This is a genomic window from Streptomyces sp. NPDC033180, from assembly GCF_055577645.1.
This window is the reverse complement of the sequence record NZ_JBVIPU010000011.1, coordinates 163,050-188,094: the sequence shown is the minus strand read 5'-3', so window position 1 is coordinate 188,094 and position 25,045 is coordinate 163,050. Positions and strand designations below refer to the sequence as shown.

28 protein-coding genes, 5 tRNA genes and 1 pseudogene are annotated in these 25,045 nt (G+C 69.6%); 8 read left to right on the top strand and 26 right to left on the bottom strand.

From position 1 onward, the window contains the following. Positions 1 to 26 precede the first annotated feature (26 nt). The 8 genes from rnc to ACZ5WE_RS27100 form a co-directional block, all read right to left on the bottom strand. Positions 27 to 881, bottom strand: coding sequence for a ribonuclease III (gene rnc, locus ACZ5WE_RS27135; protein ID WP_467692984.1), 855 nt, complete (start codon positions 879 to 881; stop codon positions 27 to 29). 7 nt (positions 882 to 888) lie between these two features. Next, entirely contained in the window at positions 889 to 1,062 is a 174-nt protein-coding gene (gene rpmF, locus ACZ5WE_RS27130) for a 50S ribosomal protein L32 (RefSeq protein ID WP_003951102.1), read from the bottom strand. 2 nt (positions 1,063 to 1,064) lie between these two features. Next, positions 1,065 to 1,709 carry a YceD family protein gene (locus ACZ5WE_RS27125; RefSeq protein ID WP_467693217.1) on the bottom strand — a complete coding sequence of 215 codons (645 nt, stop codon included), beginning with the start codon at positions 1,707 to 1,709 and terminating at the stop codon, positions 1,065 to 1,067. A gap of 170 nt (positions 1,710 to 1,879) precedes the next feature. Further along, the gene (locus ACZ5WE_RS27120) at positions 1,880 to 2,950 is read right to left on the bottom strand and encodes a cell division initiation protein (protein WP_467692986.1); all 1,071 of its coding nucleotides are present in this window, start codon (positions 2,948 to 2,950) and stop codon (positions 1,880 to 1,882) included. A 110-nt stretch (positions 2,951 to 3,060) separates the two neighbouring features. Then, positions 3,061 to 3,540, bottom strand: coding sequence for a pantetheine-phosphate adenylyltransferase (gene coaD / locus ACZ5WE_RS27115; protein ID WP_453691623.1), 480 nt, complete (start codon positions 3,538 to 3,540; stop codon positions 3,061 to 3,063). A gap of 26 nt (positions 3,541 to 3,566) precedes the next feature. Further along, positions 3,567 to 4,160: a 16S rRNA (guanine(966)-N(2))-methyltransferase RsmD gene (rsmD, locus tag ACZ5WE_RS27110; RefSeq protein WP_467692988.1), complete on the bottom strand. Its 594-nt coding sequence runs from the start codon at positions 4,158 to 4,160 to the stop codon at positions 3,567 to 3,569. Between the two features lie 108 nt (positions 4,161 to 4,268). Next, the gene (recG, locus tag ACZ5WE_RS27105; protein ID WP_467692990.1) at positions 4,269 to 6,470 is read right to left on the bottom strand and encodes an ATP-dependent DNA helicase RecG; all 2,202 of its coding nucleotides are present in this window, start codon (positions 6,468 to 6,470) and stop codon (positions 4,269 to 4,271) included. Between the two features lie 84 nt (positions 6,471 to 6,554). Further along, entirely contained in the window at positions 6,555 to 8,258 is a 1,704-nt protein-coding gene (locus ACZ5WE_RS27100; protein WP_467692992.1) for a DAK2 domain-containing protein, read from the bottom strand. Between the two features lie 218 nt (positions 8,259 to 8,476). Here ACZ5WE_RS27100 and rpmB point away from each other — a divergent pair, with 218 nt between their 5' ends. Beyond that, entirely contained in the window at positions 8,477 to 8,662 is a 186-nt protein-coding gene (rpmB, locus tag ACZ5WE_RS27095) for a 50S ribosomal protein L28 (RefSeq protein WP_160507429.1), read from the top strand. A gap of 137 nt (positions 8,663 to 8,799) precedes the next feature. Here rpmB and thiD read toward each other — a convergent pair whose 3' ends face one another. Beyond that, complete coding sequence (thiD, locus tag ACZ5WE_RS27090) at positions 8,800 to 9,597, bottom strand: bifunctional hydroxymethylpyrimidine kinase/phosphomethylpyrimidine kinase (protein WP_467692994.1); 798 nt, start codon at positions 9,595 to 9,597, stop codon at positions 8,800 to 8,802. Further along, complete coding sequence (locus ACZ5WE_RS27085; protein WP_467692996.1) at positions 9,594 to 10,562, bottom strand: thiamine-phosphate kinase; 969 nt, start codon at positions 10,560 to 10,562, stop codon at positions 9,594 to 9,596. Before ACZ5WE_RS27085 ends, thiD begins: the two co-directional genes overlap by 4 nt. A gap of 209 nt (positions 10,563 to 10,771) precedes the next feature. Between ACZ5WE_RS27085 and ACZ5WE_RS27080 the strand changes: the two genes are divergently transcribed. After that, complete coding sequence (locus tag ACZ5WE_RS27080) at positions 10,772 to 11,005, top strand: Lrp/AsnC ligand binding domain-containing protein (RefSeq protein WP_361720591.1); 234 nt, start codon at positions 10,772 to 10,774, stop codon at positions 11,003 to 11,005. 20 nt (positions 11,006 to 11,025) lie between these two features. Continuing rightward, positions 11,026 to 11,514: a DUF3515 domain-containing protein gene (locus tag ACZ5WE_RS27075; protein ID WP_467692998.1), complete on the top strand. Its 489-nt coding sequence runs from the start codon at positions 11,026 to 11,028 to the stop codon at positions 11,512 to 11,514. A 12-nt stretch (positions 11,515 to 11,526) separates the two neighbouring features. Here the strand turns inward: ACZ5WE_RS27075 and ACZ5WE_RS27070 are convergent, their stop codons facing one another. Genes ACZ5WE_RS27070 through ACZ5WE_RS27060 form a run of 3 tightly spaced genes read right to left on the bottom strand, consistent with a single transcriptional unit; the run spans position 11,527 to position 14,548 of the window. Beyond that, positions 11,527 to 12,702 (bottom strand): D-alanine--D-alanine ligase family protein, encoded by a 1,176-nt coding sequence (locus ACZ5WE_RS27070; protein ID WP_467693000.1) that lies wholly within the window; start codon positions 12,700 to 12,702, stop codon positions 11,527 to 11,529. A 47-nt stretch (positions 12,703 to 12,749) separates the two neighbouring features. Continuing rightward, entirely contained in the window at positions 12,750 to 13,760 is a 1,011-nt protein-coding gene (locus ACZ5WE_RS27065) for an NAD(P)H-dependent glycerol-3-phosphate dehydrogenase (protein WP_467693002.1), read from the bottom strand. Further along, complete coding sequence (locus tag ACZ5WE_RS27060) at positions 13,757 to 14,548, bottom strand: lysophospholipid acyltransferase family protein (protein ID WP_467693004.1); 792 nt, start codon at positions 14,546 to 14,548, stop codon at positions 13,757 to 13,759. The genes ACZ5WE_RS27065 and ACZ5WE_RS27060 overlap by 4 nt, the downstream gene beginning before the upstream one ends. Positions 14,549 to 14,707: 159 nt before the next feature. Here ACZ5WE_RS27060 and cofC point away from each other — a divergent pair, with 159 nt between their 5' ends. Both cofC and ACZ5WE_RS27050 read left to right on the top strand, forming a co-directional pair. Beyond that, positions 14,708 to 15,343 carry a 2-phospho-L-lactate guanylyltransferase gene (cofC, locus tag ACZ5WE_RS27055; protein ID WP_467693006.1) on the top strand — a complete coding sequence of 212 codons (636 nt, stop codon included), beginning with the start codon at positions 14,708 to 14,710 and terminating at the stop codon, positions 15,341 to 15,343. A gap of 13 nt (positions 15,344 to 15,356) precedes the next feature. Beyond that, on the top strand, positions 15,357 to 15,560 hold the full coding sequence (locus tag ACZ5WE_RS27050) for a hypothetical protein (RefSeq protein WP_190084725.1): 204 nt from the start codon (positions 15,357 to 15,359) through the stop codon (positions 15,558 to 15,560). A 100-nt stretch (positions 15,561 to 15,660) separates the two neighbouring features. On the opposite strand, the gene ACZ5WE_RS27045 is transcribed toward ACZ5WE_RS27050, so the two are convergent. The 4 genes from ACZ5WE_RS27045 to leuC form a co-directional block, all read right to left on the bottom strand. Then, positions 15,661 to 16,341 carry an HU family DNA-binding protein gene (locus ACZ5WE_RS27045; RefSeq protein WP_399396159.1) on the bottom strand — a complete coding sequence of 227 codons (681 nt, stop codon included), beginning with the start codon at positions 16,339 to 16,341 and terminating at the stop codon, positions 15,661 to 15,663. A 173-nt stretch (positions 16,342 to 16,514) separates the two neighbouring features. Continuing rightward, complete coding sequence (locus ACZ5WE_RS27040) at positions 16,515 to 16,751, bottom strand: SCO5555 family protein (protein ID WP_467693008.1); 237 nt, start codon at positions 16,749 to 16,751, stop codon at positions 16,515 to 16,517. A gap of 239 nt (positions 16,752 to 16,990) precedes the next feature. After that, entirely contained in the window at positions 16,991 to 17,584 is a 594-nt protein-coding gene (leuD, locus tag ACZ5WE_RS27035; RefSeq protein ID WP_467693010.1) for a 3-isopropylmalate dehydratase small subunit, read from the bottom strand. Between the two features lie 5 nt (positions 17,585 to 17,589). After that, a complete protein-coding gene (gene leuC / locus ACZ5WE_RS27030) occupies positions 17,590 to 19,014 on the bottom strand; it encodes a 3-isopropylmalate dehydratase large subunit (protein WP_467693012.1) in 1,425 nt (474 codons plus the stop codon). A 181-nt stretch (positions 19,015 to 19,195) separates the two neighbouring features. Here leuC and ndgR point away from each other — a divergent pair, with 181 nt between their 5' ends. Continuing rightward, a complete protein-coding gene (gene ndgR / locus ACZ5WE_RS27025) occupies positions 19,196 to 19,912 on the top strand; it encodes an IclR family transcriptional regulator NdgR (RefSeq protein WP_053137572.1) in 717 nt (238 codons plus the stop codon). Between the two features lie 134 nt (positions 19,913 to 20,046). On the opposite strand, the gene ACZ5WE_RS27020 is transcribed toward ndgR, so the two are convergent. Continuing rightward, positions 20,047 to 20,505 carry a DUF4188 domain-containing protein gene (locus tag ACZ5WE_RS27020; RefSeq protein WP_467693218.1) on the bottom strand — a complete coding sequence of 153 codons (459 nt, stop codon included), beginning with the start codon at positions 20,503 to 20,505 and terminating at the stop codon, positions 20,047 to 20,049. A 129-nt stretch (positions 20,506 to 20,634) separates the two neighbouring features. On the opposite strand from ACZ5WE_RS27020, the gene ACZ5WE_RS27015 reads away from it, so the two are divergent. Continuing rightward, positions 20,635 to 21,288: a MerR family transcriptional regulator gene (locus tag ACZ5WE_RS27015; protein ID WP_467693014.1), complete on the top strand. Its 654-nt coding sequence runs from the start codon at positions 20,635 to 20,637 to the stop codon at positions 21,286 to 21,288. A 41-nt stretch (positions 21,289 to 21,329) separates the two neighbouring features. Here ACZ5WE_RS27015 and ACZ5WE_RS27010 read toward each other — a convergent pair. The 6 genes and pseudogenes from ACZ5WE_RS27010 to ACZ5WE_RS26985 form a co-directional block, all read right to left on the bottom strand. Next, a tRNA-Glu gene (locus tag ACZ5WE_RS27010) sits at positions 21,330 to 21,402 on the bottom strand. Positions 21,403 to 21,442: 40 nt separating this feature from the next. Beyond that, positions 21,443 to 21,514: transfer RNA gene (locus ACZ5WE_RS27005), tRNA-Gln, on the bottom strand. A 28-nt stretch (positions 21,515 to 21,542) separates the two neighbouring features. Beyond that, positions 21,543 to 21,615, bottom strand: a tRNA-Glu gene (locus ACZ5WE_RS27000). 62 nt (positions 21,616 to 21,677) lie between these two features. Further along, positions 21,678 to 21,750 (bottom strand) — tRNA-Glu (locus tag ACZ5WE_RS26995). A 21-nt stretch (positions 21,751 to 21,771) separates the two neighbouring features. Further along, positions 21,772 to 21,843: transfer RNA gene (locus ACZ5WE_RS26990), tRNA-Gln, on the bottom strand. Between the two features lie 89 nt (positions 21,844 to 21,932). Continuing rightward, positions 21,933 to 22,256: pseudogene (locus ACZ5WE_RS26985) on the bottom strand (HAD family hydrolase); the annotation flags it as partial. An 84-nt stretch (positions 22,257 to 22,340) separates the two neighbouring features. Here ACZ5WE_RS26985 and ACZ5WE_RS26980 point away from each other — a divergent pair. Continuing rightward, positions 22,341 to 22,562, top strand: coding sequence for a hypothetical protein (locus ACZ5WE_RS26980; protein ID WP_467693016.1), 222 nt, complete (start codon positions 22,341 to 22,343; stop codon positions 22,560 to 22,562). A 131-nt stretch (positions 22,563 to 22,693) separates the two neighbouring features. Here the strand turns inward: ACZ5WE_RS26980 and gltX are convergent, their stop codons facing one another. Continuing rightward, positions 22,694 to 24,175: a glutamate--tRNA ligase gene (gene gltX / locus ACZ5WE_RS26975; protein WP_467693018.1), complete on the bottom strand. Its 1,482-nt coding sequence runs from the start codon at positions 24,173 to 24,175 to the stop codon at positions 22,694 to 22,696. Continuing rightward, positions 24,168 to 24,956 (bottom strand): fumarylacetoacetate hydrolase family protein, encoded by a 789-nt coding sequence (locus ACZ5WE_RS26970; RefSeq protein ID WP_467693020.1) that lies wholly within the window; start codon positions 24,954 to 24,956, stop codon positions 24,168 to 24,170. Before ACZ5WE_RS26970 ends, gltX begins: the two co-directional genes overlap by 8 nt. Between the last annotated feature and the right edge of the window lie 89 nt (positions 24,957 to 25,045).

Here is a 25,045-nt window from a genome sequence, read left to right as displayed (position 1 = left end):
GACCGGCACCAACAGTAAAGCGCTTGTCAGGCAGACGGGGCTTCGGCGCCCCCGTCGACCTCCGCGGTAGCGGGAGCCGCCGCGGCGATCTCCGCCGCCTTGATCCGCTCATCCGCAGCGGAGCGAATTTCGCGCCACGCGGACTCCGCGGCCTGCTGCTCCGCTTCCTTCTTGCTGCGGCCGGTGCCGGTGCCGTACGAGACGCCTCCGACGCGGGCGGCAGCAGTAAAGGTCTTCTCGTGGTCCGGGCCGTCCTCCGTGACCAGATACTCGGGAACCCCGAGGCTCTCGGTCGCGGTGAGCTCCTGGAGGCTGGTTTTCCAGTCCAGGCCCGCGCCCAGGTTCGAGGACTTCTCGATCAGCGGGTCGAAGAGCCGGTGCACCAGCTCGCCCGCCGCGTCCAGACCCTGGTCCAGATAGACCGCGCCGATCACCGCTTCAAGGGTGTCGGCGAGGATGGATGCCTTGTCCCGGCCACCCGTGCCCTCTTCGCCCCGGCCGAGCCGGATGAAGAGACCGAGTTCGAGGCCTCGACTGACCTCCGCCAGCGCACGCGAATTGACCACCGCGGCCCGCAACTTGGCCAGCTGGCCTTCGGGCAGGTCGGGGTGGGTGCGATAGAGCGTGTCCGTGACGACGAGTCCCAGCACCGAGTCCCCGAGGAACTCGAGCCGTTCATTCGTCGGCAGACCGCCGTTCTCGTACGCGTACGAACGGTGGGTCAGTGCACGCACCAGAAGGGCGGACTCGAGTTTGTACCCGAGCCGCCCTTCCAAAAGCGTGTGGGACGAGGCCGTGTTTTCCGCCTGCTTCTTGGCGTTCGCAGCCTTTTCAGCGTTGGCGTCTTCCGCCATCTTGTGGCTAGACACGGTGCCTCTCACCAGCCGCTCAGACCTCGAGGACCTGGCGCTTGTTGTACGTGCCGCAGCTCGGGCACGCGATGTGCTGCTGCTTCGGCTCGTGGCAGCGCTCGCACGCAACCAGGGTGGGGACCGCAGCCTTCCACTGCGACCGGCGGTGGCGCGTGTTGCTGCGCGACATCTTCCGCTTCGGAACAGCCACGGCTACTTCTCCTGCTTCTCGTCGACGCCGGCTTCGGCGCCGCTCACGTCGTCCTTCTCGCCGTCCTGGATGGTCCCGGCGAGTCCCTGCAATGCCGCCCAACGAATGTCGACGGCGTCATGGTGGTGCTCCGGGTCGTCCGCGAGCCGTGCTCCGCACTGGGAACACAGGCCCGGACAGTCGTCCCGGCACACCGGCTGCATCGGCAGTGCGAGCACTACCGCGTCACGCAGCACAGGCTCGAGGTCGAACAAGCCGTCCTCGAGATAGAGCCTGTCCTCGTCGTCCTCGGCGTCGTCGGCCGGTTCCGCTGCGCGGCCCCGGTCGTCGGCGTCAGGGTACGAGAACATCTCCTGGAAGTCCGCTTCCACCTCAAGCTTCAGCGGCTCCAGACACCTTACGCACTCCCCCTCGGCCGACGCACGGGCGGTGCCTGTGACAAGCACCCCTTCCATGACCGACTCAAGACGGATCTCCAGCTCGACCGGGGCGCCTTGCGGCACTCCGATGACCCCGTCGATACCGAGGACATCCGGCGAACCGGGGGCCTCGATGGAACGGGTCAGCCGCTGCAGCGCACCGGGACGCCGACCCAGCTCGTGCGTGTCGAACACGAGTGGGTTGCGGTGGTCAAGGCGAGCACTCAGGGCTTTTCCTGCTTTCGAATCCTGGAAGTTCAAGGAGGGCCGCCCCCGTCGTGAGCTTGGCTCACTAGCCAGGCAGCCTGGATCGCGGACGTACGCGCGACCGAAGAGCCAGGATACTGGACCTTTCGCTCTCGACCCAATCCGGTCCCGGAAGGACCGCGGACCGGGAGCTAGCGGCCCTGTTCGTACTGGCGCAGCTGCTCCGCCGTGATCATGCCGGTGTCGAAGAGGCTGGCCTCGTCAAGGACACCGGGGGCCTGGTGATGCTGCTGCTGATGCGGCTCTCCGTACCCCTGCTGCTGGGTCTGGTCGTATCCCTGCTGCGGGTACCCGTACGGATCCTGCTGCTGGTAGCCGTACGGGTCCTGCTGGGCGTACTGCTGCTGGTAGGCGTACTGATCCTGCTGCTGGTAGGCGTACGGGTCCGGCTCCTGCTGGGGCGGGGCGTACGGCTGCTGTGCGGGGATCTGCGGGGGCGCCTGGGGAGGCTGCGGGGCCGCTGCCGGGACGGGAGCCGGCGGCGCCGTGGGGTCGGTGAGGCCCGCGAGGTACTCGGCGTCCGTGGTGTGCGCCTGGGACCCGAGGCCGTCGGCGAGGCCCGCGAGGTCGTCGGCGGGCGCACGGCCGTGCAGGGTCTGACGGCCGCGGCCGACCGCCTCCAGGGTCTTGGCCAGGACCGCCTCGAAGGCGCCGAGCTTGGCGTCGACGTACGCGTCCGCGTCCCGGCGCAGCGTCTCGGGGTCGTGGCTGCGCTGCGGGGCGTCCTCGTCCTCGTAACCCTGCTCGTCGAGGCCGGGTCCGGTGCCGAGGAGCTTCTCGCGGCCGCGGCCGACGGAGCCGAGGGTCTTGGTGAGGACGACCTCGAAGTTGGCCAGCTTGCTGTCCACGTAGTCGTCGGCCTCGACGCGGACCTCGTCGGCGGCCTGCCGGGCCTCGGCGAGGATGCGCTCGGCCTCGCCCTGCGAGTTGCGGGCGACCTCCGTGTCGGAGATCAGCGAACCGCGCTCGGCGTGCGCCGTCTCGATGATCCGGTCCGCCTCCTGGCGGGCCTGCTCGACCAGCTGCTCGCGGCCGCCGATGAGCTCCTGGGCCTGCGCGAGGGAGCCCGGCAGCGCCTGGCGCACCTCTTCGAGCATCGACAGCAGATCGGCGCGGTTGACCACGCACGAGGCCGACATCGGCATGGACCGGGCACTGCCGACCGCGTCGACGATCTCGTCGATCTTCTTCTGCACGTCCACCGTGTGCTCGCCACTCTCTACAGCTGGTTGGAGACGGACGGCACGACTGTAAGGCCAGTCGGCGGCCGTCCGACACCGGGTGACGGACTGTCAGTTCGTCCGGCCGTCCGTCACTTCTTGCCGATGCGCTCCGCCAGCGCCTCGTGGACCACCGGCGGCAGCAGATGGGCGACGTCGCCGCCCCAGGCGGCCACTTCCTTGACCAGCGAGGAGGACAGGAAGCTGTAGGTGGGGTTGGTGGGCACGAAGAGGGTCTCGACGCCCGAGAGGCCGTTGTTCATCTGGGCCATCTGCAGTTCGTAGTCGAAGTCGCTGACCGCTCGCAGGCCCTTGACGATGGCCGGGATGTCGCGCTGCTTGCAGAAGTCGACGAGCAGGCCGTGGAAGGACTCGACCTCGACGTTCCCGAAGTCGGCGGTGACCTCGCGGATCAGCTCGATCCGCTCGTCGACGGTGAACAGGCCCTTCTTCGACTGATTGATCATCACCGCGACGTGCACCACGTCGTAGAGCCTGGAGGCGCGGGCGATGATGTCGAGGTGTCCGTTGGTGATGGGGTCGAACGACCCCGGACAGACGGCGCGGCGCAACGTGAGTCCCTCGCTCTCCGGTCCGGTCATGGCGCGATCACTGAGTCGTCGCACGTAGAGGCGGCGCGACCGTACCAAAACGTGCCTTCGCCGTAGCGACGGGACCTCAGCGCTTCGAAGCCGTCGGGCCAGCCGAATTCTCCGCCTCTTGTACTGCGTTCAACGGTGACGAGCGCATCGTCCGTGAGCCAGCCCTCCGCGCGGAGTGTGAGCAGAATCTCGCGAAGATCGTCATCGGTGACGACATACGGAGGGTCGAGAAAGACCAGGTCGTAAGGGGTGGTCGGGGCGCCGCCCTGGACGATCTGGGTCGCTTTGCCCGCCCTGACCTCCGCGCCGGGCAGGCCGATCGCCTTGACGTTCTCCCTGATGGTGCGCACCGCGCGGGCGTCGGTCTCGACGAGCAGGGCGTGGCCCGCCCCCCGCGAGAGCGCTTCGAGGCCGATGGCTCCGGACCCGGCGTACAGGTCGAGGACGCGTGCCCGGTCCAGCGTGCCCTGCAGGGCCTGCCAGGTGGAGAACAGGCCCTCGCGTGCGCGGTCGGTCGTGGGCCGTGTGCCGTTCCCTGGCGGGACGGCGAGGCGACGTCCGCCGGCCACACCGGCGATCACGCGGGTCATCTGAGTCCTTGTCGGTGAACGAACGAGCGGGAAGATCCTGTCCCAGTCTCTCAGCCCCCGCGCCGCTCCTGCCTGTCAGCCCTTGTCGCCCCCCTGGTCATCCCCTGGTCATCCCTTGTCGAGGTACTGCTCGCGCTCGTCGTCCAGGAGGGCGTCCAGAGCCGTGCGCAGCTCCGGCAGGTGCTCCAGCTCCGGGTCGGCGGAGACCACCGCGACGGCCTCCTCACGGGCCTCGGCGATGATCTCCTCGTCCTCGATGACGGCGAGCATGCGCAGGCTGGAACGGACACCGGACTGCGCCTGGCCCAGTACGTCGCCCTCGCGGCGCTGCTCCAGGTCGATCCGGGAGAGCTCGAATCCGTCGAGCGTCGCGGCCACGGCTGCGAGGCGGGCGCGGGCGGGGCTCGCCTCGGGCATGTCGGTGACCAGAAGGCAGAGGCCGGGGGCCGAGCCGCGGCCGACGCGGCCGCGCAGCTGGTGCAGCTGCGATACGCCGAAGCGGTCCGCGTCCATGATCACCATGGCGGTGGCGTTCGGGACGTTCACGCCGACCTCGATGACCGTCGTCGCGACCAGGACCTGGGTCTCGCCCGCGGCGAAGCGGCGCATCACCGCGTCCTTGTCGTCCGGCTGCATGCGGCCGTGCAGGACCTCGACCTTGAGGCCGCTCAGCGGACCGCGGGCGAGTTGCTCGGCGACCTCGATGACGGCGAGCGGCGGCCGCTTCTCGGCGGTGGCCTCCTCCTCGGCCTTCTTCTTGGCCTTCTTCGGATCGTCCTCCTCGTCGCCGATCCGGGGGCAGACCACGTACGCCTGGTGGCCGTTCTCGACCTCCTCGCGCACGCGCTCCCACGCGCGTGCCAGGAAGTGCGGCTTGTCCTCGGCGGGCACGACGTGGCTGGCGATCGGCGAACGGCCGGCGGGGAGCTGGTCGAGGACCGAGGTCTCCAGGTCACCGAAGACCGTCATCGCGACCGTGCGCGGGATGGGCGTGGCCGTCATGACGAGGAGGTGCGGGGGCTGCTTGCCCTTGCCGCGCAGGGCGTCGCGCTGCTCGACTCCGAAGCGGTGCTGTTCGTCGACGACGACCAGGCCCAGGTCGTGGAACTGGACCTTGTCCTCGATCAGCGCGTGCGTACCGATGACGATCCCGGCTTCGCCGGTGACCAGGTCGAGCAGGGCCTGTCGGCGGCCTGCCACACCCATGGAGCCGGTGAGCAGCGTGACCTTGGTGCCCTGGTCCGAGCCGCCGAGCATGCCACCCTCGGCGAGCTCGCCCATCATCTCGGTGATCGAGCGGTGGTGCTGCTGGGCGAGCACTTCGGTGGGCGCGAGCATCGCGGCCTGCCCACCCGCGTCCACGACGGCGAGCATGGCGCGCAGGGCCACCATGGTCTTGCCCGATCCCACCTCTCCCTGGAGCAGGCGGTGCATCGGGTGTTCGGTGGCCAGGTCGTCGAAGATCTCCTTGGAGACCTTCTCCTGGCCCTCGGTGAGGGTGAAGGGCAGCTTCGCGTCGAAGGCGTCGAGCAGGCCGCCCTCGCGGGGGCGGCGGGCGATCGCGGGGAGCTGCGCGTCGGCGTACCTACGGCGGGCCAGGGCTACCTGGAGGACGAAGGCCTCGTCCCACTTCAGGCGGTCGCGGGCGGATGCGATGTCCGCCTTGGTGTGCGGGCGGTGGATCTTCAGGAGCGCTTCGGGGAGCGGGATCAGCCCACGGCCGTCGCGCAGGCTCGGCGGCAGCGGGTCGACGGCCTCCTGGGCGCTGGGCAGGACCGCGTCGACGGATTTGGCGATCTTCCAGGACTCCAGCTTGGCGGTGGCCGGATAGAGGGGGATGAGGGCGCCTGCCCAGGAGTCGACCGCATCGTCGGCGTTGTCGGAGTCGCCCTTGAGGAGTTCGTACGCCGGGTGTGCGAGCTGCATCTTGCGGTTGAAGACGGACGCCTTGCCCGCGAACATCGCGCGCGTGCCGGGCAGCAGGTCCTTGTGCGGCTTGTGGATGCCCCGGCCGAAGAAGACCAGCTGGAGCTGGCCGCTGCCGTCGGTGATCGTCACTTCGAGGCGCTGGCCCCTGCCGCCGTTGAACGTCAGGATGCGTGCCGTCGCGACCTGGGCGACCACCGTGACGTGCTCGTCCAGCGGCAGGTCGGCGAGGCGGGTGAGCTCGCCCCGCTCCGCGTACCGCCGCGGGTAGTGGTGCAGCAGGTCGCCGACGGTGTGCAGGTCCAGGTGCTCGGCCATCACCTTCGCGGTGGCGGGACCGACCACTTTCTTCAGGGGTTCTTCGAGCGCGGGCACGAGATCCATTGCACACCACGCCACTGACAATTCGGCGTACGTCCCTGAAATCCGCTGGTCAGGAATGCTGGTCAAGGGCGCCGAAGGCGGCTGTCACTCCACGCCGATCAGGAGCAGGGCCGACTGGCGTCCCCCGCGGTAGACCACCGTGTCGACCGCCAGATGCTGCTCGCGCACATGCTTCTCCAGGTCATCGCCGAGGCTGTCCGGCACGTCGTCGCCGAGCACCAGCGTGACCATCTCGCCGCCCGCGGCCAGCATCCGGTCGAGGACGGAGCGTGCGGCGCGCGTGGTGTCGTCGCCGATCAGCGCGACATCGCCGTCGATCAGGCCGAGGACGTCCCCTGCCTGGCAGATGCCCGCCATGGTCCACGACTGCCGCTCGGCGACGGCCAGTTCGGCGTACCGCGTCGCACCGGCCGCCGAGGTCATCGCGACGACGTCCTCGTCGAAGCGGCGGTCCGGCTCGTGCACGGCGAGCGCCGCGATGCCCTGGACCGCGGACCGGGTCGGGATCAGCGCGACCCGCACCCCTTCGGTGCGGGCCTGTTCCGCCGCGGCGGCGGCGGTGTGGCGCAGCTCCGCGTCGTTCGGCAGGAGCACCACCTCGCGCGCGTGGGCCCGCCGGATCGCGTCGACGAGCTCGCCGCTGGCGGGCGGCTCCCCGGGGCGGGTGGGCACGGTGGTCGCACCGGCGTCGGCGTAGAGACCGGCGAGCCCCTCCCCCGGTACGACGGCGACGATCCCGCGCTGCACCCGCTCGCGGGGCGGCGGGGTGACGCCCGCGGTGTGTGCGTCGCCCACTCCGAAGTGGGTGATGCGGATGCGGTGGGGCCGCCCGGCCTCGACGCCCGCCTCGACGGCGGCGCCCGCGTCGTCGACGTGCACGTGGACGTTCCACAGGCCGTCGCCGCCGACGACGACAAGGGAGTCGCCGAGCCCGTCCAGCCGTGTCCGCAGCCGTGCGACGGCGGTGTCATCGGCCTCCAGGAGGTAGATCACCTCGAAGGCGGGGGCCGTGGCGTCGGCCGGGGTGTCCTGGCACTCGACGGCGTCCGCCGCGTCGTACGAGGCCCCCACGCGCGCGTGGGGGCCCGAACCCGAAACCGTCTTCAGGAGCACCGTCTCGCCCGACAGCGCCCCCACGAGCGCCCCGAGCACCGCCACGAGCCCGCGCCCCCCGGCATCCACCACTCCCGCACGGCCGAGCACCGCGAGCTGCTCCGGCGTCGCGTCCAGCGCCAGGCACGCACCGTCGTACGCGGCCCGCGCCACCGCCCCGCAGTCCCCGCCGGCGCCGTCGCCGGAAGCCGCCGCGGTAGCCGCCTCGGCAGCGGCGGCGGCCACCGTCAGGACCGTGCCCTCGACGGGGTGCGCCACCGCTTGGTAGGCCGACTCGGCGGCCCGCCCCAGCGCGAGCGCCAGTGCCCGGCCGTCGGCGTGATCAGTGTCACGGTCGGCGCCGATGACCTGCGCCATCCCCCGCAGCAGCTGCGACAGGATCGTGCCCGAGTTCCCGCGAGCCCCGATCAGCGCGCCGTGCGCCATCGCCCGCACGGCCTCGGCCAGCGAGGGGCGGGCGGGCTCCAGGCCGGTGAAAACCGCGTCGACCGCCTGGGAGGCCGACTCCACAGTCAGATAGAGGTTCGTTCCGGTGTCCCCGTCCGCGACCGGATAGACGTTGATCGCGTCGATCTCCTCGCGGGCCCGCCCCAGGGCGTCCAGAGCGAGGCCGCACCAGGCGCGCACCGCGACGGCGTCGAGGTTCTGCGGCACCTGCTCGCCTCCTAAGGGCATCCGGAATGGACGCAGCGTAGACCGGAAAGGGCGAAAGGCCCGGGGCGGGGCCGGGGCGAGACATGGTAGTTTCGTTCTACCGAAGCAGTCGTTGTATGCTGCTCCGGTTGCCCGATACCCATCGGGACATTCCTCCTGGCAACGCCACCCACGATCATTGCACTGATCCCGGCATGCCGGGATTAACCGTAAGTGCATCTGAAGTCTTGGAGTGACCCGTGGCTGCCAACTGCGACGTCTGCGGCAAGGGGCCGAGCTTCGGCAACAACATCTCGCACTCTCACCGCCGTACGTCCCGTCGCTGGAACCCGAACATCCAGCGCGTTCGTGCCGTGGTCAGCGGGACGCCGAAGCGGCTCAACGCCTGCACCTCGTGCATCAAGGCCGGCAAGGTCTCGCGCTGACGCATGTAAGCGCGGCCACCTAGCTGGTTGCTGAAAGAGCCGGTCCCCCTCGGGGGACCGGCTCTTTCGTCTGTGCGTGCTCTTCCGTATGCGCGTGCTCTTCCGTATGCGCGTGACCGCCGGTGATCAGTAGTCGATCAGCGGTCCCTGAACCGCCACCCGTGATCCACGGGCCCGATCCCGCCACCGAGGGCGAACCCGGCCGCGATCGCCCCGGTCACGTACTCCTTCGCCGCCGCGACGGCCTCCGGCACCGGCAGGCCCTTGGCCAGGTGCGAGGCGATGGCGCTCGCGAGGGTGCAGCCCGTGCCGTGCGTGTGGCGGTTGTCGTGGCGGGGCGCGCGCAGCCAGTGCTCGTCCGAACCGTCGGTGAGCAGGTCCACCGCGTCACCCCGAAGGTGGCCGCCCTTGATGAGCGCCCACCGCGGGCCGAACGCGAGGAGGGCCGCCGCGGCCCGCCGCATTCCGTCCTCGGACTCGACCTGGACGCCCGTGAGCTGTGCGACCTCGTCGAGGTTCGGGGTCGCGACCGTGGCCACGGGGAGCAGCTTCGTACGGACCGAGTCGAGCGCCGAGGCGGCCAGGAGCGAGTCGCCGTGCTTGGAGACACCCACCGGGTCGACGACCGAGGGGGCGTCCGTGTCCGCGATCAACTCGGCCACCGTCTCGACCAGTTCGGCCGAGGCCAGCATGCCGGTCTTGACGGCCTGGACACCGATGTCGTCGACGACGCTGCGGTACTGCGCGCGCACCGCCTCCACCGGCAGCTCCCAAAAGCCTTGTACACCCAGGGAGTTCTGCGCGGTGACCGCCGTGACGGCGCTCATGCCGTGGGTGCCGAGCGCCAGCATCGTCTTCAAGTCGGCCTGGATTCCCGCGCCGCCGCCGGAGTCGGATCCTGCGACGGTCAGGACGCGGGGCGGTGCGGTACTCACTCGACGTCTCCGTTGTCGCCGAAGTGGTCCCAACCCTTGCTGGTCCAGGGCGCTCCGTCCACCGTCACCTGCGGCAGGGCCGAGGGGTTGAGGACCTCGCCGATGACCTTCCAGCGGGCGGGCAGCTTCACGTCCGGCGGGAACGTCGCCACGATCGCGTGGTCCTCGCCGCCGTTGAGCACCCACTGCAGCGGGTCGACGCCGACGGCCTGGCCGATGTCGTTCATCTGGGAGGGCACGTCGACGTCTCCGGAGCGGATGTCGATGCGCACCTTGCTCGAATCGGCGATGTGGCCGAGGTCGGCGATGAGGCCGTCGCTCACGTCCGTCATCGAGGTGGCGCCGAGGCCGGCGGCCGCGGGGCCCGCGTGGTACGGCGGTTCGGGCCTGCGGTGGGCCTCCACGAAGGCGCGGGGAGAACGGAAGCCGCGCGAGAGCACGGCGTGCCCGGCGGCGGACCAGCCCAACCAGCCGGTGACGGCGACGACATCGCCTGGCTGGGCACCGGCGCGGGTGACCGGCTCGTGGTTGCGCAGATCGCCGAGCGCGGTGATCGCGACGGTGATCGTGTCCCCCCGTACGACATCACCGCCCACGACGGCCGCTCCCGCGACCTGGCATTCGTCCCGCAGGCCGTCCATGAGCTCCGTGGGCCAGCTCGCGGGGAGTTCGGCGGGCACGACCAGGCCGAGGAGGAGCGCGGTCGGTACGGCTCCCATGGCGGCGATGTCCGCGAGGTTCTGCGCGGCGGCCTTGCGGCCCACGTCGTACGCGGTCGACCAGTCGCGGCGGAAGTGCCGCCCCTCGAGGAGGATGTCGGTGCTCGCCACGACCCGTCGGTCGGGAGCCGACACGACGGCGGCGTCATCGCCCGGCCCGAGCCGGACGGCCGGGGTGGAGGTGAGCCGGGAGGTGAGTTCCCTGATGAGCCCGAACTCCCCCAACTCGCCGACGGTTCCCTTCACCGGGACTCACCATGCCCTTTCACGCTGCTCGGCTTGCGGTCGCGAGCCGTCACTGTCATAGGTACGGTCGATATGACCGTCAACTTCTGTTGCCCGTCCACCGCGATGTGCGCGCCACAGGTCCCCCGGGTCTCCCCGCGAGAAGCGGCGACGCGGTACCGTGGCGTCCCTTCTCCCCACATGATCCTCGTGGCCGCCCTGGAGGTTCCGTGGTACAGGCGTACATCCTGATCCAGACAGAGGTCGGCAAGGCGTCGACCGTCGCCGAGCTGATCGGCAAGATCGCAGGAGTGATCCAGGCCGAGGACGTGACCGGTCCCTACGATGTCATCGTGCGCGCCCAGGCGGACACGGTCGACGAACTCGGCCGCATGGTGGTCGCCAAGGTCCAGCAAGTGGACGGCATCACCCGGACCCTGACCTGCCCCGTCGTGCACTTGTAGCCCCCGTCTACCCTTGGCCGGTGAAGTTTTCCCGTCGCCGGCGCCGCTGCCTGGTCTCCGCCCCCGCCCTCGCACTGCTGATCGCGTCCGCGGGCTGCTCCTCAGCAGACGAAGCGGTGAAGGCCGCGGTTCCCACCCCGGACAGCAAGGGCACCGAACTGTGCCGGAACCTGCACAAGCGGCTGCCGGAGAAGGTGGACGGTCTCGGGCGCGTTGATCCCGAGCCGAAGTCGGAGCTGACCGCCGGGTGGGGAGACCCGGCGATCATACTGCGCTGCGGCGTCGAGAGACCGGCCGAGATGAACAACCCCGAGGCGGACGGCGTGACGGTCGACGGCGTCAACTGGCTGCTCGACGAGCAGGACGACGGTTCTTTCCGCTTCACCTCCACGCTGCGCAAGGCGTACGTGGAGGTGACGCTGCCCAAGGAGCGCGCGGGGGACGGCGTGAGCCCGCTGACGGACTTCGCCGCCCCCATCAAGAGGACCATCCCCAAGGGGATCGCCTAGTGCCCCTGAGGGCTAGCGCAGCCCCGTGGAGCGGTTGAGGGCCGCTTGGACGAGGCGGTCCACCAGCTCGGGGTAGGAGACACCGCTGGCCTCCCACATCTGCGGGTACATCGAGATGGGCGTGAAGCCCGGCATCGTGTTGATCTCGTTGATCACGAAGCCGTCCTCGGTGAGGAAGAAGTCCGCGCGCACCAGGCCCTCACACGACGTGGCCTCGAAGGCGTCGACCGCGAGTCGCTGGATTTCGGCGGTCTCATCGGGCGTCAGCGGGGCCGGCACGATTCCGGGCGTCGAGTCGATGTACTTCGCCTCGAAGTCGTAGTAGTCGTGCGACTGCACCGGCGGGATCTCGGCGGGCACGCTCGCGCGCGGCCCGTCCTCGAACTCCAGGACCCCGCACTCGATCTCGCGGCCGCGCAGGAGCGACTCGACGAGGATCTTGGGGTCGTGGCGGCGGGCTTCGTCGATCGCCTCGTCGAGGCCTTCGAAGGAGTCGACCTTCGTGATGCCCATCGAGGAGCCGCCGCGCGCGGGCTTGATGAACAGCGGCCAGCCGTGCTCGCCGGCGAACTCCGCGATCTTCTTGCGGGCGGTCTGCTGGTCGTTGTCCCACTCGCGCGGGCGGATCACCAGGTACGGGCCGACGGGGAGACCGAAGGAGGTGAAGACCCGCTTCATGTACTCCTTGTCCTGGCCGACGGCCGAGGCGAGCACTCCGGCGCCCACGTAGGGCACTCCGGAGAGCTCCAGGAGTCCCTGGAGGGTGCCGTCCTCGCCGTAGGGACCGTGCAGCATCGGGAAGACGACGTCGACTTCGCCGAGGGCCTTGGGCACGGAGCCGGGCTCGCTGTAGACGACCTCGCGGTTGCCCGGGTCCAAGGGCATCACGACGCCGCCGTCGGCCGACTCCGCGAGCGCGTCGACGTTGGGCACCTGCCGGTCGGTGATCGCCATGCGCTCGGGATCGTCGGCGGTCAGGGCCCAGCGGCCGTCCGTCGTGATGCCGATGGGCAGGACGTCGTACTTGGTGCGGTCGATGGCACGCAGCACGGCGCCCGCCGTGACGACCGAGATGCCGTGCTCCGAGCTGCGGCCGCCGAACACGACGGCCACACGCGGCTTACGGAGCGGCTCAGAGCTCTGCTCGGGGCGCGGCTCGGGGCTCTGGGGGAGGTTCTCGCTGCTCATATCGGCTTGAGGGTACCCGGTGGCCCTCGGAGAGTCAGCGGCGACAGTCAGCGGCGCTCGGGCTTGGCGCTGCGCGACATCAGCTCCTTGAGGGCGACCACCGGCGGCGTGCCCTCGTGCACGATGCCCACGACCGTCTCGGTGATGGGCATGTCGACGCCGTGCCTGCGGGCCAGATCCAGCACCGACTCACAGGACTTGACGCCCTCGGCGGTCTGCTTGGTGACCGCGATGGTCTCCTCCAGCGTCATGCCCTTGCCGAGGTTCGTGCCGAAGGTGTGGTTGCGCGACAGCGGCGACGAGCAGGTGGCCACCAGGTCGCCCAGGCCCGCGAGTCCGGAGAACGTCAGCGGATCCGCGCCCATCGCCAGGCCCAGGCGGGTGGTCTCGGCGAGGCCGCGGGTGATGAGCGAGCCCTTGGCGTTGTCGCCGAGGCCCATGCCGTCCGCGATGCCGACGGCGAGACCGATGACGTTCTTGACGGCGCCGCCGAGTTCGCAGCCGACGACGTCCGTGTTCGTGTACGGGCGGAAGTACGGGGTGTGGCAGGCGGTCTGCAGGCGTTGCGCGATCGATTCGTCGCGGCAGGCGACCACGGCGGCAGCGGGCTGCCTGGCGGCGATCTCGCGGGCGAGGTTGGGTCCTGTGACGACGGCGATACGGTCGGCGGCGACCTTCGTGACGTCCTCGATGACCTCGCTCATCCGCATGGCGGAGCCCAGTTCGACGCCCTTCATGAGGGAGACGAGCACGGTGTCGGGGGCGAGCAGCGGCGCCCACTCGGCGAGGTTCGCGCGCAGCGTCTGCGAGGGCACGGCGAGCACGGTGAAGTCGGCGCCTGCCGCGGCCTCTGCCGGGTCGGTGGTCGCTTCGAGGTTCCCCGGGAGCTCGACACCGGGGAGGTAGTCCGGGTTGCTGTGCGATGAGTTGACCGCGTCGGCGAGTTCGGCGCGACGCCCCCACAGGGTGACGTCGCACCCGGCGTCGGCGAGCACCATGCCGAAGGCGGTACCCCAAGAGCCCGTTCCGAAGACGGCGGCCTTCACCGGGTTCGTCACTTGCTGTCCTCCGTGGTGCTCTCGGGAGTGTTCTGGGGGACGCCGCGACCGCTCCGGTCCGCCGCCTTGCGGCGTTGCGCGAGCCGCGCCTTGCGCGGGTCGTACGGGGAGCCTGGGGCCTTCTCCTGCCGGATCTCCTCCAGGAGTTCGGTGACCGCGGCCATGATGGTCTCGGTCACCTCCCGCAGGATCTCGGGGGTGGGCTCCTTGTCGTAGAAGCGCGAGAGGTCAACCGGACTGCCCGCGAGCACCTGGAGCTTCTTGCGCGGGAAGAGGCTGAGCTTCTTGCTGTACGGGGGAAGCGCGAGGTTGGCGCCCCACTGCGCGACAGGGACGACCGGGCACTTGGTCCGCAGGGCGACCCGCGCGGCACCGGACTTGGCCGTCATCGGCCACATCTCGGGGTCCCTGGTGAGGGTGCCTTCGGGGTAGAACGCCACGCACTCGCCGCGCTCGATCGCGTCGACCGCGGCACGGAAGGCGTCGAGCGCGTTCGTGGTCTCGCGGTAGACCGGGATCTGGCCGGTGCCCTTCATGACCTTGCCGACGAACCCGTCCTTGAAAAGGCCGTCCTTTGCCAGGAAACGAGGCACTCGTCCGGTGTTGTACTGAAAATGCGCGTACGAGAGCGGGTCGATATACGAGTTGTGATTCACCGCCGTGATGAATCCACCGTCGGCCGGAATGTGTTCCATTCCTCGCCAGTCCCGCTTGAAGAAAACCACCAGAGGCGGTTTGGCGATGACCGCCGCCAGGCGGTACCAGAAGCCGATTCTGCGGCGGGACACTCGGACACCTTCCTCCATGAACCTGGTCGGCCGCACAAAGTGTCGCCCCAGGCTGCCTGTCTGTCGAGAACACCGTACGCCCGCCCCCGCGGCCCGGCCCCGGTAGTGCCCCGCCAGCAGGTCACAATGGGCGCGACGCGAAGGACGGAGCCGCCACCCGTGCAGTGGACCCTGGTGATACCCCTGAAACCGCTGGAGCGCGCCAAGAGCAGGCTCACCGCCACCACCGGCGACACCCTGCGTCCCGGCCTCGCCCTCGCCTTCGCGCAGGACACCGTGGCCGCCGCGCTGGCCTGCCCGGCGATACGGGATGTGGTGGTCGTCACGGACGACGGCCTCGCCGGACGCGAGCTCGCGGCTCTGGGGGCCGGGATCATCCGCGACGAGCCCGCGGGGGGCCTCAACGCGGCGCTGGCGCACGGAGCGGCCGCCGTGCGCGCGGGGCGGCCCGAAACGGCACTCGCGGCGCTGAATGCCGATCTCCCCGCGCTGCGTCCTCTGGAATTGGCCCGGGTACTCGACAGCGCGGCCCGATTTTCCCGTTCTTTCCTCGCGGATGCCGCCGGAATAGGTACGACACTGCTCTGCGCGGCTCCCGGCACGGAATTGCGCCCGGCATTCGGCACGGCGTCCCGTTCCCGGCACGCGGCCTCCGGGGCGGTGGAACTTCCGCTCGACGGCGTCGATTCCGTACGCCAGGACGTGGACACCGGCGACGACCTGCGGGCCGCGCTCGCGCTGGGCGTCGGGCCGCGCACGGCGACGGCTGCCGCGAGGCTCCTGATCGCCGACTGAGTACGCTTCCCCCATGCAGGCGACCGCGTACACGTACGACTCCGAGACCCGCAGCGGCAGCGTGCTGCTCGACGACGGCACTCCGGTGCCCTTCGACCCCCCGGCGTTCGACGCGGGCGGCCTGCGGCTCCTGCGGCCCGGCCAGCGGGTGCGGATCGAGGTCGAGGGAGAGGGCGAGCAGCGGCGCATCACCCTGGTGACGCTGCAGACGTTCTGAGCACCAGGGCTCTGTCTCAGGCCCCGTACGGCCCCCACACACGCCGCGGGCCGGGCTCCCGGTTGGGAGCCCGGCCCGGCGCGTGAGTGCCCTCGTGCCCTTACTTCTTGCGGGCGGTGGCCTTCTTGGCGGTGGTCTTGCGCGCCGTCGACTTCTTGGCGGGAGCGGTCTTCTTCGCGGTGGCCTTCTTGGTGGCCGGCGCGGTCTTCTTGGCGGTGGCCTTCTTGGCGGGGCTGGCCTTCTTGGCCGTCGCCTTCTTGGCCGTGGCCGCCTTCTTGGCCGTCGCCGACGTCTTCTTGGCGGTGGTCTTCTTGGCGGTCGCCTTCTTCGCCGTCGCCGTCGTCTTCTTGGCGGTGGCCTTCTTGGCGGTGGCGGCCTTCTTCGCCGTCGCCTTCTTGGCCGTGGCCTTCTTGGCCGCTGCCTTCTTGACGGTCGCCGAAGCACCGCCGCCCGAAAGGCTGCCCTTGGGCGCCTTCTTGACCGCGACGTCGTTCTTCGGGAGCTTCTTCGAGCCGCTCACCAGGTCCTTGAAGCCCTGTCCGGCGCGGAAGCGCGGCACCGAGGTCTTCTTGACCCGAACGCGCTCCCCGGTCTGCGGGTTGCGGGCGTAACGGGCCGGGCGGTCGACCTTCTCGAACGAGCCGAACCCGGTGACCGAAACACGGTCTCCGCTGACCACGGCACGGACAACTGCGTCCAGAACCGCGTCCACGGCGTCGGCGGCCTGCTGGCGGCCGCCCACCTTGTCGGCAATCGCTTCTACGAGCTGCGCCTTGTTCACGTCTTCCCCTTCGGAGACCTCGCCCGAGCGTATTCGCCAGGCTTTTTCGCACGTTAGGCAGATATATACCGCAAATCAAACACGAAACGGGCTAATCACCCTTGTGCCGCAACGAACTCGACTGTCCATGAGTTCCTCGAAGGTTCCTCGAAGGGTCGTTTGAGCCTTGTGGCTCAGGTGTCTTCGGGGAATCGGCCCTCGTCAGCTTCCTCGAGGTCCGCCATCAATCGCTCCAGACGCCTTGCCGCATCGGCGAGATCGTGTTTGGCCGCGGCCGTAATGACCAGCAGCTTCCGGGTCAGCGCCATCCGTACGCCCTCCGGGACTTGCAGTGCACGCACCTTTGAGTGCGCTTCCTTCAGTTGGTCCGCAACAAGCCCGTAGAGCTCGAGTTGGCTGTCACGTTCCATGCACCGATTGTGCCATCTGGGGCGAGTTGTCGCCTCCGCAGGGGGTAACTACCCACATCCGGCGCCCTCCTGAGGGTACCCGCTCCGACCGAGTACAAGGGGATTTCAAGCCTCTTCTGCCGTCCGAATCAAGGGAGTTGATACCACCCGTTCAGGTCATCGGGCACCCCGAAAGGCCCGGACACAGATGTACCCCCAACCGTCCACGATTGGGGGTACACCAGGGTGTTGCGGGGGTGTCAGACCTGCACCGTCCGCGGCTTGTGCGAGCGTCGGCCCGACTCGTACGCGGCGATGTCCGGCTCGTTCTGGAGCGTGATGCTGATGTCGTCCAGACCGTTCAGGAGACGCCAGCGGGCGTTCTCGTCGAGTTCGAAGTCTGCGGTGACGCCCTCGGCGCGAACTTGGCGATCCTGCAGGTCAACGGTGATTTCGGCCTGCGGGTCGTTCTCGGTCAGCGCCCAGAGCGCGTCCACCACCTTCTGGTCGAGCACGACGGTGAGCAGGCCGTTCTTCAGCGAGTTGCCGCGGAAGATGTCGGCGAAGCGCGAGGAGATGACCGTCTTGAAGCCGAAGTTCTGCAGTGCCCACACGGCGTGCTCGCGCGAGGAGCCCGTACCGAAGTCGGGTCCTGCGACCAGGACCGTTGCCCCCTGGCGCTCGGGCTTGTTCAGGACGAACTCGCCGTCCTTGCGCCAGGCCTCGAAGAGCCCGTCCTCAAATCCGTCCCTGGTGACCTTCTTCAGCCAGTGGGCGGGGATGATCTGGTCGGTGTCGACGTTGCTGCGGCGCAGCGGAACGGCCCGGCCGGTGTGCGTGGTGAATGCTTCCATGGCTCTCAGACTCCGGCGGTGACGGGGGCGTCGGTCAGATCGGCGGGCGAGGCCAGGTGGCCCGTCACCGCGGTGGCGGCGGCGACCTGGGGCGACACCAGATGGGTGCGGCCGCCCTTGCCCTGCCTGCCCTCGAAGTTGCGGTTGGAGGTCGACGCGGAGCGCTCGCCGGGCGCCAGTTGGTCGGGGTTCATGCCCAGGCACATCGAGCAGCCCGCGTGCCGCCATTCGGCGCCCGCCGCGATGAAGACCTTGTCCAGGCCCTCCGCGACGGCCTCCAGAGCGACCCGCACCGAACCGGGGACGACCAGCATCCGTACGCCGTCGGCGACTTTGCGCCCCTCGACGATGGAGGCCGCCGCACGCAGGTCCTCGATGCGGCCGTTGGTGCACGAACCTACGAAGACGGTGTCGACCTTGATGTCGCGCAGCGCCTGCCCCGCGGTCAACCCCATGTATTCCAGGGCCTTTTCGGCGGCGTACCGCTCCGACGCGTCTTCGTACGAAGCGGGATCGGGGACCTGCGCCGAGAGCGGCGCTCCCTGGCCCGGGTTGGTGCCCCAGGTGACGAACGGCGCGAGCTGGGTGGCGTCGATGTAGACCTCGGCGTCGAAGACCGCGTCGTCGTCCGTCTTCAGGGTCTTCCAGTACGCGACAGCCGCGTCCCACTCCTCGCCCTTCGGGGCGTGGTCGCGGCCCTCGATGTAGTCGAAGGTGGTGGCGTCGGGGGCGATCATGCCCGCGCGGGCACCGGCCTCGATCGACATGTTGCAGATGGTCATGCGGGCTTCCATCGAGAGTTTCTCGATGGCGGAGCCTCGGTACTCCAGGACGTAGCCCTGGCCGCCGCCGGTGCCGATCTTGGCGATGATGGCGAGGATCAGGTCCTTGGCCGTGACGTCGTCGGGCAGTTCGCCGTCGACCGTGATGGCCATGGTCTTCGGCGGGGCCATCGGCAGCGTCTGCGTCGCCAGGACGTGCTCGACCTGGGAGGTGCCGATGCCGAACGCCAGCGCGCCGAAAGCGCCGTGCGTGGAGGTGTGGGAGTCGCCGCAGACCACGGTGGTGCCGGGCTGGGTCAGGCCCAGCTGGGGGCCCACCACGTGGACGACGCCCTGCTCGACGTCGCCCAGCGAGTGCAGACGTACGCCGAACTCGGCGCAGTTCTTGCGCAGCGTCTCCAACTGCGCCCGCGAGACCGGGTCCGCGATGGGCTTGTCGATGTCGAGGGTCGGGGTGTTGTGATCCTCGGTGGCGATGGTGAGGTCGAGGCGCCGCACCGGGCGGCCGGCCTGCCTCAGGCCGTCGAAGGCCTGCGGGCTCGTCACCTCGTGCAGCAGGTGCAGATCGATGAAGAGGAGGTCGGGCTCGCCTTCGGCGTGCCGGACGACGTGGTCGTCCCAGACCTTCTCCGCGAGTGTCCTACCCATCGCTTTCCCTCCGACCGGCTGTGTTGGGCCGGCCCAACTAGAGAATTGTTCGTCCACGCCCGTACCCCTCGTGCCGCGCGTTGACCGCTATCCGTTGGTCCGCGGATCGCACGTCCCAGGGTGACGTGTTCCATCGAAAATTGAACTTGCGTTTCACAGAGTGAGACGCGAGTATCGACGCATGGACAACTCTAGCGGCGTCGGCGTTCTCGACAAGGCGGCTCTCGTCTTGAGCGCCCTGGAGTCCGGTCCGGCCACCCTCGCGGGGCTGGTCGCGGCCACCGGACTCGCACGACCCACGGCACACCGCCTCGCCGTGGCACTGGAACACCACCGGATGGTGGCGCGCGACATGCAGGGCCGTTTCATTCTCGGCCCGCGGCTCGCGGAACTCGCGGCGGCGGCCGGCGAGGACCGTCTGCTCGCCACGGCGGGCCCGGTCCTCACGCACCTGCGTGACGTGACGGGCGAGAGCGCGCAGCTCTACCGCCGGCAGGGCGACATGCGCATCTGCGTGGCCGCCGCCGAGCGCCTCTCGGGCCTGCGGGACACGGTCCCGGTGGGCTCGACGCTCACGATGAAGGCGGGCTCTTCCGCGCAGATCCTGATGGCCTGGGAGGAGCCGGAGCGCCTGCACCGCGGCCTCCAGGGCGCCCGCTTCACGGCCACGGCCCTTTCGGGCGTACGCCGCCGGGGCTGGGCCCAGTCGATCGGCGAGCGGGAGCCGGGCGTCGCGTCCGTCTCCGCCCCCGTGCGCGGCCCCTCGAACCGCGTCGTCGCCGCCGTCTCGGTCTCCGGGCCGATCGAGCGCCTGACCCGTCACCCGGGCCGGATGCACGCCCAGGCCATCATCGACGCCGCCGGGCGCCTCTCCGAGGCCCTGCGCCGCACGGGCTGACCCGGACGGGCTCGCCGCCGCGGGCCGAGCCACACCACCCGCAGACAGCACACAGAACGCCCGAGGAGCCGCCTCAACGCCGCGGCGGCCCCTCGGGCGTTTTCCTGTGCGCTCCCGGGGCTCCCGGGACGCCCTCAGGCCGCCTTGAGCCGGTCGGCGGCCCTGTCCCCGCGCCTGCCGACCGGGACCACGCCGATGGCCTTGCCCAGGCCGAACTCCGGCATGTTGACGTACACCGCCTCGTGGGCGCCCGGCGGCACGACATACGTCTCGTGCCAGAAGCCGACCTTTCCCTTGCCCTCCCGCATCCGCCGGTTGAAGGCGGCCCAGGCGGGCCGGTGCTCCTTGCCCTGATCGGACGCGTAGGCGAGGAGCTTCTCCGACGACTCCCAGTACTGCACGACGTACAGCACCCGCGGCCCGCCGAGCAGGAGCTGGTAGCCGAGCATGCCGCTCCCCCGGTCCGTGGACAGCTCCCTGAGCATCCGCGGCATCGCACGGAAGACGGGCCACCAGCTGCGCACGGCACGGAAGTTGTTGATGCGCATCCCGATGTTGAAGACGGTGATGCCGCCCTGCGCGTCGGCGGTCATGCGCCCTTCGATCGGCTGGGTGCTCACGATGGTTCCCCCTTCAGAGAGCGTTGGATAGTTTCGCTATCCATGATTGGATAGTGCCACTCCCCAAGTGGATGCGCAAGAGGAAAGAGGAGAAGTGAGCCGATGAGACTGGCGGAGCTCAGTACGCGCAGCGGGGTCGCGACGGCCACGATCAAGTACTACCTGCGCGAGGGTCTGCTTCCGCCCGGCCGCCGCGTGACGGCGACGCAGGCCGAGTACGACGAGAAACACCTGCGGCGGCTGCGCCTCGTCCGGGCGCTCATCCAGGTGGGGCGGGTACCGATCGCCTCCGCCCGGGAGGTGCTCGCCGCCCTGGAGGACGACTCCCTGGACCACAACTCCCGCCTGGGCGTGGCTGTTTGGGCGCTCCCTCACGGCCGCGAGACCGCCGAGGACGACACGCACGCACAGGCGGCGCGGCGCACCGTCGACGCGCTGCTCGAACGGCTCGGCTGGGAGTACGCCCAGGCGTACGGGGCCGCCTCGCCGGCGTACGGGATGCTCGCGACCGCGGTCGGTACCCTCGCCCGGCTCGGATATCCGTGCACCGTCGACGACTTGACGCCCTACGCGCGGGCGGGACGCCAACTGGCCGTCGCCGACCTGGACTTGATCGAGCGGTACGAGTCGTCGGAAGAACAGTTGCAGGCGGCTGTCGCGCTCACCGTGCTGTACGAGCCCGTGCTGCTCGCGCTGCGCAGGATCGCGCAGGCGGAGGAGTCCAACCACCGCTTCGGGCAGGGGACTTCGGAGTAACGACGAAGGGGCCCTCCCTTACGGGAAGGCCCCTTCTCCTGTACCCCCGACCGGATTCGAACCGGCGCTACCGCCTTGAGAGGGCGGCGTGCTAGGCCGCTACACAACGGGGGCTAGCTTGTCCTGCTGTACTGCTTCGTCCTGCCGTACTGCGCTGGGCTACCAGGACTCGAACCTAGAACAACGGAACCAGAAACCGTCGTGTTGCCAATTACACCATAGCCCACTGTGGTCTAGACCAGCTAGACCCTGCGTACCCCCGACCGGATTCGAACCGGCGCTACCGCCTTGAGAGGGCGGCGTGCTAGGCCGCTACACAACGGGGGCCCTAGCGATCCTGCATCGGTAGCAGTGGGTGCGACCCTGACTGCTTCCATGGGAAGGATCTGTACCCCCGACCGGATTCGAACCGGCGCTACCGCCTTGAGAGGGCGGCGTGCTAGGCCGCTACACAACGGGGGCGTTGCAGATAAGCTCTGCGAGCTGGCCTACCAGGACTCGAACCTAGACTAACGGAACCAGAAACCGTCGTGCTGCCAATTACACCATAGGCCATCGATACGCAACCCCTAGCAGGAGTTTTGCTTCGACTTACGCCTCCCTGTCCGGACCTTTCGGCCTTCTCGGGCGGCGCAGGAAGAACATTACCCGAAGGTGGACGGCGCTCCAAAACGGGTATCGGCGCGGAGCAGCGGCGGCAGCTCGGTGAGACGCGTGATGCGGTGCACCCCCGACGGGCCTTCCTGGGCAGCGCTGTTGCGGTCCAGCCAGATCCCGAGAAGACCCGCGTCCCGGGCGCCTCTGGCGTCGATCTCCGGCTGGTCCCCCACGTAGGCGATCTCGTCCGGCCGCAGCCCCATCGCCGTGCACACCGCGAGGAAGGCCTCGGCCACGGGCTTGGAGACGCCGAGGTCCGCTGCGCACAGGACGGCCTCGAAGCGGTCGCGGACGCAGAGGACGCGCAGCTCCGCCGGTTCCCGGAAGCGGATGCCTCGCCTGGCTCGGGTGACTTAGCGTAGGTGGACCGACGAGTGAGAGACCGAGCCCCACCCATGACCGATTACCGCGTCCAGTTCACTGTTGAGGCCCGCGCGGCGTACGACGCCTTCCCCGGCGAGCGGCAGGGCCAGCTGGACAAGGCTCTGCGCGTGCTGGCCCGTGACCCGTTCCACAAGACGGCAACCGCCCAGCTCGGCCCTGACGAGCACTTGCGCAAGGCGTACGTGGCCCCGGCGTTGTACTCGAATACATGGTGGCCGGGGCTGTCATGGTGATCGTTGTGCTGGAGATCTTCGACGAGAGCCACTATCTCGTCGACCACGCCTGAGCACGCCACAGACAGCACAGCAGAAAAGGACCCGGGAGCCGTGGTGGCTTGCGGGTCCTTCTCTGCTGTCATGCGTTCTTACGCGGCCAGCTTCGCCAGGGTCGCGTCGATGCGGGCCAGCGACTTCTCCTTGCCCAGGATCTCCAGGGACTCGAAGAGGGGCAGGCCGACCGTGCGGCCGGTGACGGCGACGCGGACCGGGGCCTGGGCCTTGCCGAGCTTCAGGCCGTGCTCCTCTCCGGCGGCCAGGACGGCCTCCTTGAGGGACTCGGGCGACGTCCAGTCGGCGGCGTCGAGCTTGGCGCGGGCCGTCGTCAGGAGCGCGGCGGGGTCGCCCTTGCCCATGGCCTTCGTCCAGGACGCCTCGTCATCGACGGGCTTGTCGAGGAAGAGGAAGTCCACGTTCTCCGTGATCTCGGAGAGGACCTTGATGCGGGTCTGGGCGTGCGGGGCGATGGCCTCCCAGGCCGCCTGGTCGAAGTCCTCGGGGGCCCAGTTGGCGTGCGGGGCCTTCAGCCACGGCTCGCAGGCCGCCGCGAACGCCTTCACGTCCAGCATGCGGATGTGGTCGGCGTTGATCGCCTCGGCCTTCTTCAGGTCGAAGCGGGCCGGGTTGGCGTTCACGTCCGCGAGGTCGAACTTGGCGACCATGTCGGGGATCGAGAAGACGTCCTGGTCCGCGGAGAACGACCAGCCCAGGAGGGACAGGTAGTTCAGCAGGCCCTCGGGGAGGAAGCCGCGCTCGCGGTAGAGGTTGAGCGAGGCCTGGGGGTCGCGCTTGCTCAGCTTCTTGTTGCCCTCGCCCATGACGTACGGGAGGTGGCCGAAGGCCGGGGTCTCCTTGGCGATGCCCAGGTCGGCCAGCGCGCCGTAGAGGGCGATCTGGCGCGGGGTCGAGGAGAGCAGGTCCTCGCCGCGCAGGACGTGGGTGATCTCCATCAGGGCGTCGTCGACCGGGTTCACCAGGGTGTAGAGCGGTGCTCCGTTGGCGCGGACGATGCCGTAGTCCGGGACGTTCTCCGGCTGGACGGTGATCTCGCCGCGGACCAGGTCCGTGAAGGTGATCGCCTCGTCGGGCATGCGGAAGCGGACGATGGGCTTGCGGCCCTCCGTCTCGTACGCGGCACGCTGCTCGGTGGTCAGGTCGCGGCAGTGGCCGTCGTAACCGGACGGCTTGCCGGCGGCGCGGGCGGCCTCGCGGCGGGTGTCGAGCTCCTCCGTGGAGCAGTAGCAGTAGTACGCGCGTCCCGCGTCCAGGAGCTTGGCGGCGACATCCTGGTAGATGTCCATGCGCTGCGACTGGCGGTACGGCGCGTGCGGGCCGCCGACCTCGGGGCCCTCGTCCCAGTCGAAGCCCAGCCAGCGCATCGCTTCCAGGAGCTGCTCGTACGACTCCTCCGAGTCGCGGGCCGCGTCGGTGTCCTCGATGCGGAAGACCAGGGAGCCCTCGTTGTGCCGGGCGTAGGCCCAGTTGAAGAGAGCGGTGCGGACCAGGCCCACGTGGGGGTTGCCGGTCGGCGAGGGACAGAACCGTACGCGTACGGGGGTCGCGTTAGCCACGCTTGATCACCTTGTTGGTGAGAGTGCCGATGCCTTCGATGGTGACGGCGACCTCGTCGCCGACGTTGAGCGGCCCGACGCCTGCCGGGGTGCCCGTGAGGATGACGTCGCCCGGGAGCAGCGTCATGGCCTCGGAGATGTGCACGATCAGGTCCTCGATGGAGCGGACCATCTCGGCCGTACGCCCCAGCTGGCGCTGTTCGCCGTTGACCGTGCACTGGATGGTGAGGTCGGAGGGGTCGAGCTCGGTCTCCACCCAGGGGCCGAGCGGGCACGAGGTGTCGAAGCCCTTGGCCCTGGCCCACTGCTTCTCGCGCTTCTGCACGTCACGCGCGGTGACGTCGTTCGCGCAGGTGTAGCCGAGGATGACGTCACGGGCGCGCTCGCGCGGGACCTCGCGGCACATGCGGCCGATGACCACGGCCAGCTCGGCCTCGTAGTGCACCTCCTGCGAGAAGGAGGGGTACGCGATGGAGTCGCCGGGGCCGATCACCGAGGTGGACGGCTTGAAGAAGGCGACGGGGACGTCCGGGACCTCGTTGCCGAGTTCCGCCGCGTGGTCCGCGTAGTTGCGGCCGATGCCCACGACCTTGTTGGGGAGCACCGGAGGCAGCAGCCTGACCTTGCTCAGCGGGACCTTCGTGCCGGAGAGCTCGAAGTCCGCGAACGGGATGCCCTTGATGATGTCGAGGACGAGCCCATCGGTCGTTCCGGGGGGACTCTCGCCCTCGACCGCGCCGAAGGCGACGTTGCCGTCGATGGAGAACCTGGCGATGCGCAAGAGCGGTGCCCTTTGCTGGAGGGAAAGTCTGACACCCCAGGCTAACGTGGCCGTGTGCCGCCAAGCCTCCTGTGACCCTGCGGCTTCGC